Annotated in this window: 14 protein-coding genes; 3 read left to right on the forward strand and 11 right to left on the reverse strand. The window is 69.9% G+C overall.

Annotated features, from left to right (window positions below; translation table 11 throughout):
- Positions 1–308: 308 nt before the first annotated feature.
- Positions 309–3,389 carry a tetratricopeptide repeat protein gene (locus tag ABT112_RS24515; RefSeq protein WP_502975431.1) on the reverse strand — a complete coding sequence of 1,027 codons (3,081 nt, stop codon included), beginning with the start codon at positions 3,387–3,389 and terminating at the stop codon, positions 309–311.
- Positions 3,390–3,686: 297 nt separating this feature from the next.
- Positions 3,687–4,061, reverse strand: a complete 375-nt coding sequence (locus tag ABT112_RS24520) for a hypothetical protein (protein WP_502975430.1) — start codon at positions 4,059–4,061, stop codon at positions 3,687–3,689.
- 620 nt (positions 4,062–4,681) lie between these two features.
- Between ABT112_RS24520 and ABT112_RS24525 the strand changes: the two genes are divergently transcribed.
- Complete coding sequence (locus ABT112_RS24525; protein WP_351512973.1) at positions 4,682–5,221, forward strand: GNAT family N-acetyltransferase; 540 nt, start codon at positions 4,682–4,684, stop codon at positions 5,219–5,221.
- Positions 5,222–5,651: 430 nt separating this feature from the next.
- On the opposite strand, the gene ABT112_RS24530 is transcribed toward ABT112_RS24525, so the two are convergent.
- Complete coding sequence (locus ABT112_RS24530) at positions 5,652–5,918, reverse strand: hypothetical protein (protein ID WP_351512975.1); 267 nt, start codon at positions 5,916–5,918, stop codon at positions 5,652–5,654.
- 93 nt (positions 5,919–6,011) lie between these two features.
- Here ABT112_RS24530 and ABT112_RS24535 point away from each other — a divergent pair.
- Positions 6,012–6,886, forward strand: a protein-coding gene (locus ABT112_RS24535) for an IS5 family transposase (RefSeq protein ID WP_351512977.1) whose coding sequence is annotated in 2 segments (ribosomal slippage) — positions 6,012–6,402 and positions 6,402–6,886 — 876 coding nt in all. Because the reading frame shifts where the segments join, the coding sequence is not laid out codon by codon here.
- Positions 6,887–6,935: 49 nt separating this feature from the next.
- Here the strand turns inward: ABT112_RS24535 and ABT112_RS24540 are convergent.
- Together ABT112_RS24540 and ABT112_RS24545 are read right to left on the reverse strand one after the other, a co-directional pair.
- Positions 6,936–7,700 carry a GNAT family N-acetyltransferase gene (locus ABT112_RS24540; RefSeq protein WP_351512993.1) on the reverse strand — a complete coding sequence of 255 codons (765 nt, stop codon included), beginning with the start codon at positions 7,698–7,700 and terminating at the stop codon, positions 6,936–6,938.
- Positions 7,701–7,838: 138 nt separating this feature from the next.
- Positions 7,839–8,822, reverse strand: a complete 984-nt coding sequence (locus tag ABT112_RS24545; protein WP_351512979.1) for an IS481 family transposase — start codon at positions 8,820–8,822, stop codon at positions 7,839–7,841.
- A 351-nt stretch (positions 8,823–9,173) separates the two neighbouring features.
- Between ABT112_RS24545 and ABT112_RS24550 the strand changes: the two genes are divergently transcribed.
- A complete protein-coding gene (locus ABT112_RS24550; RefSeq protein ID WP_351512981.1) occupies positions 9,174–9,383 on the forward strand; it encodes a hypothetical protein in 210 nt (69 codons plus the stop codon).
- A 197-nt stretch (positions 9,384–9,580) separates the two neighbouring features.
- On the opposite strand, the gene ABT112_RS24560 is transcribed toward ABT112_RS24550, so the two are convergent.
- From ABT112_RS24560 to ABT112_RS24585, 6 genes are all read right to left on the reverse strand, one after another.
- The gene (locus ABT112_RS24560) at positions 9,581–9,985 is read right to left on the reverse strand and encodes a hypothetical protein (RefSeq protein WP_351512982.1); all 405 of its coding nucleotides are present in this window, start codon (positions 9,983–9,985) and stop codon (positions 9,581–9,583) included.
- 80 nt (positions 9,986–10,065) lie between these two features.
- The gene (locus ABT112_RS24565) at positions 10,066–11,829 is read right to left on the reverse strand and encodes a relaxase/mobilization nuclease domain-containing protein (protein ID WP_351512984.1); all 1,764 of its coding nucleotides are present in this window, start codon (positions 11,827–11,829) and stop codon (positions 10,066–10,068) included.
- The gene (locus tag ABT112_RS24570; RefSeq protein WP_351512985.1) at positions 11,829–12,491 is read right to left on the reverse strand and encodes a MobC family plasmid mobilization relaxosome protein; all 663 of its coding nucleotides are present in this window, start codon (positions 12,489–12,491) and stop codon (positions 11,829–11,831) included. The genes ABT112_RS24565 and ABT112_RS24570 overlap by 1 nt, the downstream gene beginning before the upstream one ends.
- Positions 12,488–12,712 carry a hypothetical protein gene (locus tag ABT112_RS24575; protein WP_351512987.1) on the reverse strand — a complete coding sequence of 75 codons (225 nt, stop codon included), beginning with the start codon at positions 12,710–12,712 and terminating at the stop codon, positions 12,488–12,490. The genes ABT112_RS24570 and ABT112_RS24575 overlap by 4 nt, the downstream gene beginning before the upstream one ends.
- A gap of 99 nt (positions 12,713–12,811) precedes the next feature.
- Positions 12,812–13,891, reverse strand: a complete 1,080-nt coding sequence (locus ABT112_RS24580) for a DUF2637 domain-containing protein (protein WP_351512989.1) — start codon at positions 13,889–13,891, stop codon at positions 12,812–12,814.
- Positions 13,888–14,278: WhiB family transcriptional regulator (locus ABT112_RS24585; RefSeq protein WP_351512991.1), on the reverse strand; the 391-nt coding region annotated here is incomplete at its 5' end. The genes ABT112_RS24580 and ABT112_RS24585, both read right to left, overlap by 4 nt.

Raw genomic sequence — 14,278 nt, forward strand, 5'->3', positions numbered from 1 at the left:
CGGTAGAGGCTCCGCCGCAGTAAATCCGGTATCTACTGCGACAAGCTGAGAGGTAGCCCGCAGGAGTCAAAATCATGTGACACCAAACTGCAGTCTCTGCGCGGTTCCTGCTCGTCGCACAGACCTTCTCGCAGCCGGCCGCTTGCAGGGGCTGCTGCGCTTCGGGGTGTTGATCGTGAGTGCTGACCCTTGCCACGCCGATTTTCACGCCCGGACGGTACCGGAAACAGGGATGCGCGTGACATAGGCGAGTACACGGGAATCGTTACAGGCGCGACCTGGTGGAACGTCATGTAGATCTTTGTGTCTCACGAACGATCATTTTCGTTTCGCGCTTGCAGAAGGTAACGAAGAGATCGCGATAGCCACCCTTTACTCCATCGCACCGCCTCCTCCGGTTTTTCTAGGTTCCCCGCCTCGCCCCGCCAGTGGGCGAGGTTGTCTCGGGTGGTCAGAGTGTCGGGGTGGTCGGGACCCAGCACCCGCTCCACGTCCGGCAGCAGCTCCGCGAGCGCGGCGGCCGCACCGGCCGGGTCCCCCGCCTCGCCCCGGCAATCTGCGAGATTGCCTCGGGTGGTCAGAGTGTCGGGGTGGTCGGGACCCAGCACCCGCTCGCGGTCCAGCAGCAGTTCAGCCAGTGCGACGGCCGCACCGGCCGCGTCCCCCGCCTCGCCCCGCCAGTGGGCAAGGTTGGCTCGGATGGTCAGGGTAAGGGGGTGGTCGGGGCCCTGCACCCGCTCCACGTCCGGCAGCAGCTCCGCGAGCGCGACAGCGGCACCGGCCGCGTCCCCCGCCTCGCCCCGCCAGCAGGCGAGGTTGCCTCGGATGGTCAGGGTTTCCGGGTGGTCGGGGCCCTGCACCCGCTCCACGTCCGGCAGCAGCTCCGCGAGCGCGACAGCGGCACCGACCGCATCCCCCGCCTCGCCCCGGCAACCTGCGAGATTGCCTCGGATGGTCAGGGTTTCCGGGTGGTCGCGGCCCAGCACCCGCTCCACGTCCGGCAGCAGCTCCGCGAGCGCGGCAGCGGCACCTGCTGGATCCCTCGCTGCCCTCCGCCAGTGGGCGATGTCTCTTCGCTTGGTCAGGGTTTCGGGGTGGTCGGGGCCATGCACCCGCTCCACGTCCGGCAGCAGCTCGGCATACGCGGCAGCGGCACCGGCCGCGTCCCCCGCCATCCCCCGCGAGCGGGCGAGATTGCCTCGGATGGTCAGGGTTTCCGGGTGGTCGCGGCCCAGCACCCGCTCCACGTCCGGCAGCAGCTCCGCGAGCGCGGCAGCGGCACCGGCCGCGTCCCCCGCCACCCCCCGCCAGCGGGCGAAGTTGCCCCGGCCAATGAGAGTGCTCGGGTGGCCGGAACCATTGACTCGTTCCAGGTCGGGCAGCAGCTCCGCGAACGCGGCCGCCGCACCCGCTGGATCCCCCGCCATCCCTCGCCAGTAGGCGAGGTTGCCCTGATTGATCAAGGCGAGGGGGTGGTCTGAACCTTTCAGCCGCTCCAGGTCCGGCACTAGTGCGGCGGTGGCAGTAGCCGCACCCGCTGGATCCCCCGTCATTCCCCGCCATCGGGCAAGGCCCATCCGGGCACTCAGGGTAAGGGGGTGGTCCGGGCCCTTCACTTGCTCCAGGTCGGGCAGCAGCTGCTCGGTCGCGGCGGCCGCACCCGCTGGGTCCCCGGCCATCCCCCGCCAGCCGATCAGGCGGCTTCGGGTGGTCAGAGTGTCGTCATGGTCGGGGCCCTGCACTCGCTCCACGTCCGGCAGCAGTTCAGCCAGTGCGGCGGCCGCACCGGCCGGGTCCCCCGCCGAACCCCGCCAGCCGGCGAGGTCTCTCCGGGTGGTCAGAGTGTCGGGGTGGTCGGGGCCCTGCACTCGCTCCACGTCCGACAGCAGTTCAGCCAGCGCGGCGGCCGCTCCTGCCGAGTCCCCCGCCGAACCCCGCCAGCCGGCGAGCTCCCTCCGGACGGTCAGAGCATCAGGGTGGCCTGGGGCTAAAATTCTGTGTGCGGTAACTGCGAGACTTCGGTAGTGGTCGACGGCGGCTGAGGCATGTCCGCCCTCGCCGAGACTTCTGCCGGTGCGCAGGAGCACCGGGTGAGCGCCGGTTTCCCACAGGACGTGTTGAGCGTGGCCGGCAAGAGATGCGGTGTTGGCGCGCAGCGCCTGGGCAAGGTTGAAGTCGAGTTCGATGTCAGGCCAGGCATCCAGCAGGGCGTCGGCGGCGGTGCGGGCGAGTTCCTTGTACTGGTCGGCCGGAAGGCGCTCGCGGACGGTGCGTTGGATGAGCTGGTGGACGCGGACGGCGTGGTGGGGTGTATCGGGGGCGTGGTCGATCAGGCTGAGCCGGTGCAGGGCCCGCAGGGCCCGCACGGCATCCCGGGGGGAGGCAGGGGCTGGTTCCGTTGCGGTGTCCGGGCCGGTCCGGGTGCGGTGTGCAGCCAGGTGGGTGAGGGCGGGAGAGCTGGTCAGCACATCGTGGGGGATGCCGTTGGCGTCCAGCATCGCGGCGAGTTGGAGCATGGGGCGGGCCAGGCCGGCGGGCCGCAGGGTGTCGGCGCGGTCGATGGACAGCGACCAGGCGGCGGCAAGTGGGCGGGCCTGGCTGTCGGGCAGGCGATCGGGGGAGGTGTCGGCGAGTGTGGTGGTGCGGTCGGCCAGCAGGGCGCGGTAGGTGGCGATGTCGTCGCCGGAGTCGATGAGGTAGGCGACGGCCTGGGCGAGGGCCAGGGGCAGGTGTCCGAGATCGTCGGCCAGGCCGGTGAGATGGTCTGCGGGTTCGACCCGTCCGTGCGCGGCCAGGGATGTGGTGAGGTAGGTGAGGGCTTCGTCGTCGGTGAACAGGCCGACCTCGACCGTGTGGCGGCCGCCTGCGGCGAGGGCCGCGTCGCGGCGGCGGGTGGTGACCAGGGTGCGACCGTGGGGGCTGGCGGGCGGCCACAGGCCGTGCAGGTCGGCCGGGTCGGTGACGTCGTCCAGGACGATCAGCCACCGGCACGGCCTGGCTGCCGACTTGGGGGTGATCCAGGCCAGGAAGGACTCGGCGGCCTTCTCCGGATCACTGGGATCGGCCCGGCACAAGTCGACTCCGGCCTGCGCGTACCTGCTCACGATGGCCTCCCGGGTGCTGGCAACAATCCAGACCAGGATGTCCAGGCCGCCGGCCCGGCTGCCGTCTTCCCATGCGGTGTGGGCGTAGTCGGCGGCGAGCTGGGTCTTGCCCACCCCGCCCATGCCGGTCAGGACCTGGCCCAGCACCGCGGTGCTGCCGCCGTCGACCGTCGCCCGCAGCCGTTCCGCCTCGGCGCGGTGCTGGAAGGACCGTGCCTGGGGAGGGATGACCCCGATTTGGTGCGGCCACGAGGCCGGCTCCCGGGGCGCGCCGTGCTGCACCATGGTCAGCTGCTCAACGCTCACCTGGTGGATGTAGCCGGTGTTGGCAAGACCGCCCTGGGACGCGGCCGCATCCCCGGTCCCGGATATCCGTACCGGAGCGGCGGGGGCGCCGTCGGTTCCCGGTACTGGTCCGCGGTAGCCGCTCACCGCTGTGGCCCCCGATACGGCCGCAGCGTTCCCAGTATCTGTCACCGCGACATCAGCGTGGGCGGCGTCGATGGGGCCGTGCTGGCGCTTGTCTCCTGCCGTCACGCGACCGATCCCCCGCCTTCTGTGTTCTGACCGGGCCGGGCGCTGTCAGCTGTAGTCGATGCCGGTGCTGGCACGGCTGCCGGATCCGTGCGCGGTGGCGTCCCCGGTTTGCTCGGCCTTCGCCGACCCGGTTCCCGCGCCGCCGGGGCGGCGCACACCGGTGTGAGCCGTGCCGCCGTCAGTTCCGTCAGCCTTCCCGGTGCCGACAGCCAGGTCCGCCGGTCCCGGAGCCGGGACCGGGGCGGGCGGCCGTTGCAGTAGCGCCCAGAACAGGGCGGCGATGCCGGTGGCGGCCTGCACCGAGGCGCCGACCAGCTGGCCGGTATCAGGGCTGTCCAGCAGCCAGACCAACGGTGTCGACACGACACCGGCCGCCGCAGCCACAATGACCGTGATCTTCCAAACTTGCGACACGCCCATCCCTCCCCGTCCGTCCTCGACAGACCGTCACCACACAGCGTCGCGTGCCGCCTTCACTGATAGCAAGCACGCATCCGCCACCACCGGTTTCGGTGGCCTTCCCTCGCGGACTGTCCTGTGACTTCGGATGCTGCGGATTGAAGCAATACGTTGCGGGGGATCTTGCGGGTTGAAGAGTTACCTTGCGGCGAGGGGTGGGGTTAGGCAGACGTGGTCCACGCGTTAGAGGTCCTGCCCGGCGGTTCTGCCGGACCGCCGGCGACCGGGTTCGAGATCGCGTACGTCGCCCCGGACGGGACGGAGTTACGGCGCCCGCTGCCGGAGGTGTGGGCCGTGCCGTTCGAGCATGCTCTCCCCGTACGCACCTTCGCCTCGTACCGCCGGCAGCGCAACCTGCCGGGCCTCTTCCACGGCCACCTCAATCCGGTCCTTCTCCGGGACCGCGAACCCCAGTACGTGAAGTGGGAAGGCACCATCTGGCACAGCACACGCACCGACGATCAGATGAAGGAAGAGGTCGCACGACGGCGCAAACGACTACAGACGGGGCCGCGCTCCTTCGAGGCCAGGAGGCGGTTGGGACACCCAGTGCCGCCAAAACCGCCTGAGAGAATCCGGGAATGCCGACAGCTAGCCTCTTTCAGCAGTACACGAACCCCAGCCAGGTCACCAAGCAAGTTAAGCGCGCGCTCACCGAGTGCTGGGTTGAGGTCACCAACGCTGGGGGCGCAGCAGGCTTTCCCTTCCCCCCGATCGACGAGACACAAGCGGCTCCGGCCGTCGACAGGATCGTGAACGCGCTCTCCTTGAACACCAGCCGTCTACTCACTGCCACGGCTGACGGTGAACTCATTGGCTGGCTCAATGTTCGCCGTGACCCCTTCGAGCTGATAGCGCACTGGGGAACGCTCCATCACGTTCAAACCAGACCGATGCACCGGGGGCGAGGTTTCGGAGCCGCCCTGATGAATGAGGTTCGCAGGATCGCCCGCGACGAGATGGGGCTCGAACAGCTCCACCTTGCAGCACGAGGCGAGTCGGGGCTCGAAGCGTTCTACGGAAGCCTCGGTTGGAAGGAGGTCGGCCGCTGGCCCGGTGCCCTCCGATTCGCAAGCGGGGATGACCGCGACGAGGTCCTCATGCATCTCGCTCCGCTCTAATGCAAGGTAGGTCTGCACACCCTCGGCACACGATGCGAAGAGTTACTCGTCGTCCCGCTGTTCACCCGCACCGGCGACGCAGCCTTTCGCTGCACCGGACACGGACGGCGGACGATACTGCTGGATGGCCATCAGGCCTCTTCCGGACGGCGGGGCCGTAGTGACGCCCTGACCCGCCCCGGTCAGCGGCAGACCTTCGAATCGCCCAAGCCGAGAGCCGCACGTTCCGGCAGACGCTCGGCCACGTGATCGAAGCGCGTGAAGCCGACACGACCGCGGACCGGGCCCGGCAGTCCGGCTGGCCCAGGCCGCTGCCGCCCGCTCCGGGCGCTCCCCATCCGCCCTGGGCCAGCCGCCCGAACAGCCCGCTCCTTCGGCCGCTGTCGGCCCGTCGGCGGCCGGACGGGGGCCGCACCGCTGAGCGGTCCGGTCAGGCGAGGTCCTCGTCGCGGTGGGCATCCCCGATGCGGGAGTCCACCGCGCGGGCCAGCTCCTCCACCGTCAACTCGACGCGACGCCCCTCCGCGATCCGGTCCTCCACCACCACGTCCTCGTCCCGCCGCCCGTCGGACTGCGTACCGACGGCCCACTGGCCGTCGGCGACCATCGCGATGTCGCCCACCGTCCACGGCCGCCCGGCGGCAAGGATCTTGCGCTCCAGCCCGGCTCCGTCCCAGTGTCCGCTCGGCTCCGCCACTCCTGCTCCCCCTTCGGTTCCGTGCGGCCCGTTGCCGCAACCGGGTTAGGGCCTGTATCGAAAGTGGATCTTGAGGTGAGATGATCTTGTTCTGTGGCACGCGGAGATTTGACGGATACACAGTGGGCCCGCCTGGAGTCGTTGTTGCCCAGGGGCAGGAAGCCGGGTCGTCCGCCGATATGGACCAGGCGGCAGCTGATCGACGGCATACGGTTTCGTACCCGCACTGGCGTCCCGTGGCGGGATGTGCCGGAGCGGTACGGGCCCTGGGCCCGGGTATACGACCTGTTCCGCCGCTGGCAGCGTGACGGCACCTGGCAGCGGATCTTCGCCGAGTTGCAGGCCCAGGCCGACGCCAGGGAGCTCATCACCTGGGACCTCAACATCGACTCCACCGCGTGCCGGGCCCACCAGCACGCCGCCGGGGCGAGGAAAAGGGGGACCTGCAGGCCGAGCCGCCCGGCGGTGTCACCGTCGAGCCGGACGATCACGGGCTCGGTCGCTCACGTGGCGGCCTGACGACCAAGCTGAACCTTGCCGTTGAGCAGGGGCAAAAGCCCATGTCCATCGTGATCACGGCCGGGCAGCGTGGCGACTCCCCGCAGTTCGAGCCCGTTTTGAAGAAGGTCCGCGTCGCCCGCCTGGGTTCGGGGCGCCCGCGGACCCGGCCCGACCGGGTCCGCGCCGACAAGGCTTACGCGTCCCGCAAGAACCGCGCCTACCTGCGCCGACGCGGTATCCGCTGCACCATCCCGGACAAGGCCGACCAGACCCGCAACCGCAGGGAGCTCGGCTCGTATGGTGGCCGACCACCCAAGTTCGACACCGAAGACTACAAGGCTCGGCACGCCGTCGAGTGCGGCATTAACCGCCTCAAAAGGCACCGCGCCGTGGCTACGCGCTACGACAAGCTCGCAGTCCGCTACGAAGCGACTGTCCTCGTAGCGGCCATCAACGAGTGGCTGTGACCAGCGCCGTTGTGAAGAGCGGGCAGACGGCTTGTGAGGTTCGGGTGGTTCAGAGGTTGATGGTGTGTTCGGTGAACTGACCGCAGGAGCGGAAACCCAGGCGGCGGTAGACGGGCTCGCCGTCGGCGGACGCCTGCAAGACCGCGATGCGGTGGTCTCGGTCGCGGGCCGTGCGGAGTGCGGCCCGCGTGATGGCACCTCCGTAGCCCCGTCGGCGGTGGGCGGCCAGAGTGCAGATGTTGTAAATCCCGGCCACCCCCGCGTGATGAAACACTTCGGCCGAACAGACCGGACGACCCTCCACATAGCCGACCAGGTACCGGGCCGGACAGTGCGCGGCCAGGGCCTGCGGGACTGCCTGGGCGAAGAAGCGGCGGACTGTGTCAGCGGGCGGGGTCCAGTTCGCAGCGAGAACCGTGGCGTAGTCGGCGAACTGTTTGGGCGTGGCCACCGTCTGGATGTCCAGTCCTCGGGTGGCGGGCAGTGGCAGGGTGTCGTCCAGCTCGGCCCACATGGCCGTCTCGCGTTCGGACGCCGGCAGCCCAGCTGCCGTCAGGCGGGCGGTGAGGTCCGGTGGTGTCGAGGAAGGCCCCACCCACCAGGAGAAACGGCGGCCGGTGTGAGACAGCGTCCGAGCGGTCTCGGTGATACGTGCCGGCGCGGTGGCGGTAGTGAAGCGAGCCGCGGCAACGATATTGAACGTGTCGTCGTCCAGGCAGCTGTCGGCGACCAGGAGGTCGCCAGTCTCCGTGACGGTCGCACCGGTCATGCTCCGATGTAGGTGACAGGCATGTTCCGCCAGGTTCCGTTCCATCCTGTCTATCAGGTCGGCTTCATCGAGAAAATGGGCATTCATGGCGAATGACCCAAGCATGACGAGACGAAGGGCGCACGTGATTTTGGGTTGTCCGTCGACGGCGTTGCGCTGCGCGCATCACATTCGATACACGCCCTAGGTGTATTGACCCGGAGCGTTGTTGACGCGGCTGATGGGCGGGTGTCCGTCGAGTGCGGTGTGGCAGCGGTGGTGGTTGTAGGTGTGGAGGAAGTCTGCCAGGGCCTGGGTCCGCTCGGTGTTCGTCTGGTAGGGCCGCTGGTAGGCCCATTCGTCCAGCAGGGTGCGGTTGAACCGTTCGACCTTGCCGTTGGTCTGCGGCCGGTAGGGCCGGATCTTCTTGTGGGTGATGCCGGCCGCGGCCAGCGTCTGGGTGAACGCCTTGGACTTGTAGCAGGAGCCGTTGTCGGTCAGGACGCGTTCGACGGTGATGCCGTGGGCGGCGAAGAAGGCGTTCGCCCGTTGCCAGAAGCCGGCGGCGGTTTCCTTGCGCTCGTCGGCCAGGACCTCGCTGTAGGCCAGGCGGGAGTGGTCGTCGACGGCGGAGTGGATGTAGCTGTAGCCGATGACCGGTCTGCAGCTCTTGCGCTGGTCGGTGGTGGCCTGGCGGTTGCGGTCGCCGGTTTGTCTGCCGACCGTGCGCCAGCCGCCGCCGTCGGGGATGTTGCCCAGCTTCTTGATGTCGACGTGGACCATCTCGCCCGGCCGCTGACGTTCGTAGCGGCGGACAGGTGCTCCTGTCGGCCGGTCCAGCCAGGCCAGGCGGTGCAGGCCATGGCGTGTGAGGATGCGGTGCACGGTGGAGGCCGGCAGGCCCAGGATCGGGCCGATGCGGGCCGGTCCCAGCTTGCGGGTCTGCCGCAGTTCACGCACGCGGGCTTCGGTCTGTGACGCGGTGCGGTGCGGGGTGGTGCGGGGCCGGCTGGAACGGTCCGCCAGGCCTGCCTCACCCTCCGCCCGCCACCGCCGCACCCACTTGTGGGCCGTAGGACGGGAGACACCCAGTTCGGCGGCCACGTGCGCGACGGGACGCCCCGAACAGACACGTTGGACCAGCAGCCACCTGCCATGAACAGTCAGCCGGGCATTACGGTGGGACACGAAGACCTCCGTTGCGGTGAGCCTAGACACCTCCACCACACCGGAGGTCTTCGCCATAGATCAAACCGAGCAAGCTGTTAACAACGCTCGTGATCAATACACCCCCTAGGGCGCTGCAACCGGTGCGGCTGGCCCACGCGAAACCACGACACGGTCAATCCGCAGGCCACGGTCACCCCGGCTGGGTAACAGTCGACGGATCGCGCTCCGGCAGCAGCGCCGGATGAGTCCGGACAGCTACGCGGCGGACGCCTTGGCCCGCCCGGCCTCGACGGTCGGACATCCCGTTGGGGCCCTTCCTGGCCTGAGATGATCAGCAGGACCGTACGACTGAACGCAGGGGTGAAGAACATGATTAATCTGGTGCTGCTCGGCGTCGTGGTGCTCGCCGTCGGCGGGTGTGCATGTGTGGTGTGGGCGGAGCGCGGCGGCCCCCGCTGGGTCCGCCGCGTGGCGACCATGACGCTCGCCGTGAGCGAGCTGGTGCATCGCTCCGAGAAGCGCCGACGCCGACGCCAGCGCCTGAGCATGACGCCGACCAACAACAGCGGTCGTGACTAGGAACGGTGCGACCGAGGTCCCGCCCGGCAGCCCTTGGCGCACCGGGCGCATGCTGCTCATTGGTGATGCGGCGCAGGCGGCCTCACCAGCGACCGAGCAAGGGGCCTCGATAACACTGTAGGACGCCGTCGTCCTCGCCAAGTCCCTTCGGGACACACCCGATCTGGACAGCGTGCTCTCCCTATTCGCAACGAGCCCTAGTCCAGGTAGGTGCCGGCGAAGGCCCCGTCGAACCCGAGCGCAGCAAGGCCCTCTTCGAGGCTGGGGTAGGTCCTCCGGTCCGGGACGGCGATCAGGGCGTCGAAGTCGGCGCGGCTGATCTCGGGTTCGAGCCACTGGTTGTTGCAGCGGCAGACGATCCAGACGTTGCGGCCGTGGTTGATGAGCAGCCAGTCGCGCCGGGCGCGGCAGGCCGAGCACCGTACGGGGATCCCGCGCAGGGCCAGCTCGGCCGGGTGGCTGAGGCAGCGCGTCGCGCCGGGACCGCTGGGCTGATGCATCTCGTATTCGAGTTGCATCAGGGGGTCGGTGCCGGCCGGGAGGGTGGGCAGCACGGGCTCCGGCTCTGCGGTGCGGTCGGTGGTTCTGAGCACGAGCGTCATCTCCCGATTGAGTCCTTCTGATTCATCCGTAACAGCCGGGCAACCGGCTGTCCAGTGGCTTCTTGGTGACCGGTCAGTGGTCAGCGGCGCGGTGGTCGGGTGCGCGGGTCGGAGCCGGGGCGCGCTGCCGCCGTGGGGGCCGTCCGGTTGCTGGTGCGGTCGTTGGTCGAGGCCGTGGGCTGACGGGTGCCGGCCTGCGGCTGAGTCGCTTCTGCCGGGTGTGCGGGGAGCTGGGCGAGGCGGCGCAGGCGCCAGACCAGGACGTCGTTCACGTCCTCGGCGGTGTCGAGTTCGCGCATGGCGATGGCCCGCTGCAGGAGCGCCTCGGGGCCGTGGCCCGCCTGTTCGGCCTGGGCAAGGGTGGCGGCCAGGACGTCGGTCTTCGTCGTGCCGTCGGCTCGTAGCCCCTGCTGCGGCAGTGCTGCGCGGATGGTGGCCTCGTGGGTTCGGCGTACGGCTTCGGGCAGGGCGCGGCCTTGGTCGCGCAGTGCTCGCATGGGTGTGGTGGCGGCCTGGTGATAGGCAATGCGCAGGTGCTCGGCGGTCTGGCGGGAGGCGTGGGCCTGCTGGGCGTGACCGCGGGCGGAGTGCCAGCGGGAGGCGGCGAGGGCGACCAGAACCAGGGTCGAGACGAGCATGGCGGTGGTGCCGCCGTCTTCGCCACGGCCGAGTGCGCCGCCGGCCTGGATGATGCCCCGGGCCGCTGAGCGGATCGCCCGGGTGTCGGCGCGCTCCGCTCGGACATGACTGCGGGTGGCCCGCTCGAATTCTCGGGCGGCGGCAGCCAGCTCGGCGCGGGTGGCGGCCGGGGAGGTCTGGGCGACCGCGTCCAGGAGTTCTCCGACGCCGACGAGCTGGGCGGCGGCTTCGTCGCCGCCGTCGAGGAGGACGGCGGCACGCTCGGCGATGCCGGCGGCGCTCCGCCGTGCCCTGGCGGGCGGGGACCAGTCCGGTCGGCTGCTGATGGTGGCCGAAGGTGCCGTCTGGTCGACCGTGTCGTCGGCGAGGCGGAGGCGGATCTTCGGCAGGGACAGGTCGGGGGCCAGCTTGGAGCCGGGGTACCAGACCGGTTCACCGTTGCGGTTGCGGTCGCCGGGGAGTGCGACGTTGTAGCCGAGCGCGTCACCGGACGGGGCATGGCGTACCTTCACGCGCAGCCCGGCCTCGCGCAGCCGCGTGAAGAACTCCTCTTCGGTAGCTGCTCCGGCGAGGGACTGGCGGACGGCTTCGCGCAGTGTTTCGCGCGAGGGCTCAGGCCGCCCGGTGCGCTCGGCCTTGAAGCGCTCGGCGCTGGTGGGCGCCTTGGAGCCGGTGCCGTCGCCCGAATTGAGCTGACGCAGGTTCCACTCCTTCTCAATGCGACGGCATTCGGCCTGAGCCTTCTTGAAGTCGTAGTTCATCCGGGGGCGGCGCAGGTCGCCTCGGACCATGGTGGCCAGGATGTGGATGTGGTCGTCCGCGTGGCGTACCGCGACCCAGCGGCAGCCGTCCGGGTCGCCCTCGGGAGCGATCCCGGTCGCCGCGACCAGACGGCGGGCGACGGTGTTCCACTCGGCATCGGTCAGCATCCGGTCGCCCGGGTCGGCGCGGACCGAGCAGTGCCACACGTGCTTGGCGGGCGCGCGGTCGCCGGCCTGCTTGACCCGGAGGTCGAGGGCGGCGGTGAGGCGGGCAAGGGTGACCTTGGGGTCCGGGTCGGCGCTGGTGTCGCGGCCCGGGTCGGGGGCGAAGCCGTCCCAGCTCCCGACGAGGTGAGGATCGATGTGCTCGTCGCGTTTGCCGGGGCCGTAGAGGTAGACGAGCAGGCCGTGGGTGCGTGAGCCTCGGCGGATCTTGGGGACCATTAGAGCCGCTTCTTCACCAGGGTGTCGGCCGTGTCGTCGACGCGGGACAGCAGTCGGATCAAGGTCGCCAGGGCGTGGTCGAGTTCACCGGCGCGCGGGAGGCCGCCGCTGTTGAGGACGTGGGCGATCTGGTTGATGTTGTTGCCGATCCGGGAGAGTGCGATGCGCAGGGCGGCCAGCTCGTCGATGGCCGTGTCGAGCTGCTCGTTGGTATGGACGGTGGTCGAACCGCGGGCGACGGCAAGGCCGGCGGCGGAGAGGAAGCGGGCGGCGGTGACCGCGCGCTGTGCGGCAGCGGTGGTGATCTCGGTCTTCTCGGTCTGGGACAGGCGGATGGTCAGCTTGTGGGTGCGCTGGCGGGGGTTGCGGGTGCGGCGGCGTGGTGTGCGGTCGGGGAACGCGCTCGGGTTCGGCGGCTCGCTCGCGGTGCGGGGTTGTGCTTCTCCCTCGGTGACCGGCGCCCCCTGGTGCCGGTTGCCCGGTTGGTCCCCATGCGCCGTCGCTCGGGGACCAGCCGGGCTTCCCCCGCCCTCCTGGGCGGGGGCAAGTGCGTGCGACGGGCCGTAGGACCGTCGTATGCGACAACTTGCTCCGCCTGGAGCCGTCGTGGGCTCACGCTGCTGTCCGGCCGTGGTGACCACCGGGTCGTTGGCGGTTGTCACCGGCTCGTCTCCGGGTCCTGCTGCTGAATTTCGCGGACGAGATCCTCGATCCAGTCCATGGCCAGGACCGGGTGATGCAGAGTCCAGGGGCGACTGTGCCGCTCGCGTTGCACGATCCAGGTGATGTCGGGGCCGGACTGGGCGCGGTGGAGGTGACCGCGCTGGTGCAGGACGGTCAGCCAGGAATCGACCTCGGCAGGTGTGGCCGGGCGGGTGCGCATGAGGTGTTCTCCGCTTCGTTTCGCCAGGGCGTGGGGGTGTGTCCGGGAGCAGGTGACCGGCCGAGGTGCCGGCTCAGTCACCCGCTCCGTGGTGTCCGGTCAGGTCCGGACGGACGTGACCGGCTGCCCGTGCTGCTCGCGGAGCTGGGCCATCAGGGCGGTCAGGGTGTCGCTGGACAGGGGGATTTGCTGACCGCGGATCGCTTGGGCGACCACCTTGCGGGTCAGCTTGTCCTCGGCCCTGACCGCTGACCGGGCGATCTTCAGCAGCTCCTCGGTGTCCGGGTCAGAGCGCCGGTCACCGGTTGTCCGGGCGTCCTGGTCAGTGACCGGCGGCGAAGTGACCGGCCGTTCGGTGACCGGCAAGGGGCTGTCCTGGTGGCCGGTGACCGGCTCGGTGGTCTCCGGGCGGTCAGTGACCGGCCGCGTGATGTTCGGCTGTCCGGGCAGGTCAGCGGGCTCGTGCGGCTGACCGTGGTGACCGGTGACCGGGGTGCTGCTGTCCGCCGGGGCACTGTCCCCGGTCAGTGACCGAGGAGTGGGGGTCTGCTTGTCCAGGGACAGACGCGGCCGATCGGTCAGGGCAGTGACCGGCTGCCCGGCCCTGACCTGACCGGACTCCGACTGCTGACCGACCCGGTCGGCCCGGTCAGCCCGGTCGGCCCGGGTGACCGCGATGCCGGCGGGCTTGCCGACCTGACCGAGGTGACCGGCCTGACCGTGGTCCTCGCGGTCACTGTCCTTGACCGCACCGCGGGCGATGAGGATATAGAGGTGGACCGCTCCGGCCAGCGCGAGCGGGGCGATCGTGGACAACACCGCGACCACGGTGTCTCCGAGGCGGAGCCCGGTGTCCGCCGCTTCCTCGTTGAGCCGCACTGCGTGGAGCGCGTTGGCCCAGATGCTGGCGGCGGTGGCCGTGCCGACGAGCATCCAGACATAGAGCCGGGACCGCAGCGGCGCGTCGCGCAGGACCATGAGGGCCCGGATGCCGTAGGCGATGAACCCGTCGATCACCAGCGGGAAAAGGTAGCTGAGGAAACCTCGGACGTGGATGGCGACAGCCATCTGCTGAAGGGCATCCCAGCTCAGGGCGCATCCCACGCTGCCCAGGGCCATGACGACCGCCCGGTCCCAGTCGGTGATGTGCGCCGCCCTGGGCGCGCTCGCGGTGCTCACGCCGCCGTCCCGAAGTCGTCGCGGCCCAGACGTTCGCCATTGGCCTTGAGGGACGGGGTGGTCTCCGTGCTCTGTTCCAGGTCTCGGTTGCGCAGGGCCCGGCGAAGCTCGCGGCACAGCTTCTGGGCGTGCTCCTCGGTGATCTTCAGGAGCCAGGCCAGACGCTGTTCCGACAGGCCGTGATGGTAGGCAGCGTGAACGACCGCACGGCGCTCGGCCTTGGTGAGGTGGACGTCGCGCCCTGCGACGGTCGCATTGACGCGGCTGTAATCCAGGCGGTTGGCGAGCTGCCCGTGCAGCGGGCCGCGTTCCTCCTCGGTCATGCCGCCCCGGATGCCGTAGGTGTCACCGCCTTCGAGGGCGGCGTCCAGGCAGGTACGGCGCACC

It is taken from the genome of Streptomyces sp. NPDC002055 (genome assembly GCF_040296705.1).
GTDB lineage: Bacteria > Actinomycetota > Actinomycetes > Streptomycetales > Streptomycetaceae > Streptomyces.

Excerpts from the sequence above, each read along its gene's own strand:
- ABT112_RS24525 (WP_351512973.1), top strand. The coding sequence starts at position 4,682 with ATGCCGACAGCTAGCCTCTTTCAGCAGTACACGAACCCCAGCCAGGTC.
- ABT112_RS24520 (WP_502975430.1), bottom strand. The coding sequence starts at position 4,061 with ATGGGCGTGTCGCAAGTTTGGAAGATCACGGTCATTGTGGCTGCGGCG.
- ABT112_RS24550 (WP_351512981.1), top strand. The coding sequence starts at position 9,174 with ATGATTAATCTGGTGCTGCTCGGCGTCGTGGTGCTCGCCGTCGGCGGG.
- ABT112_RS24565 (WP_351512984.1), bottom strand. The coding sequence starts at position 11,829 with ATGGTCCCCAAGATCCGCCGAGGCTCACGCACCCACGGCCTGCTCGTC.
- ABT112_RS24540 (WP_351512993.1), bottom strand. The coding sequence starts at position 7,700 with ATGGAACGGAACCTGGCGGAACATGCCTGTCACCTACATCGGAGCATG.
- ABT112_RS24560 (WP_351512982.1), bottom strand. The coding sequence starts at position 9,985 with ATGACGCTCGTGCTCAGAACCACCGACCGCACCGCAGAGCCGGAGCCC.
- ABT112_RS24515 (WP_502975431.1), bottom strand. The coding sequence starts at position 3,389 with ATGGTGCAGCACGGCGCGCCCCGGGAGCCGGCCTCGTGGCCGCACCAA.
- ABT112_RS24575 (WP_351512987.1), bottom strand. The coding sequence starts at position 12,712 with ATGCGCACCCGCCCGGCCACACCTGCCGAGGTCGATTCCTGGCTGACC.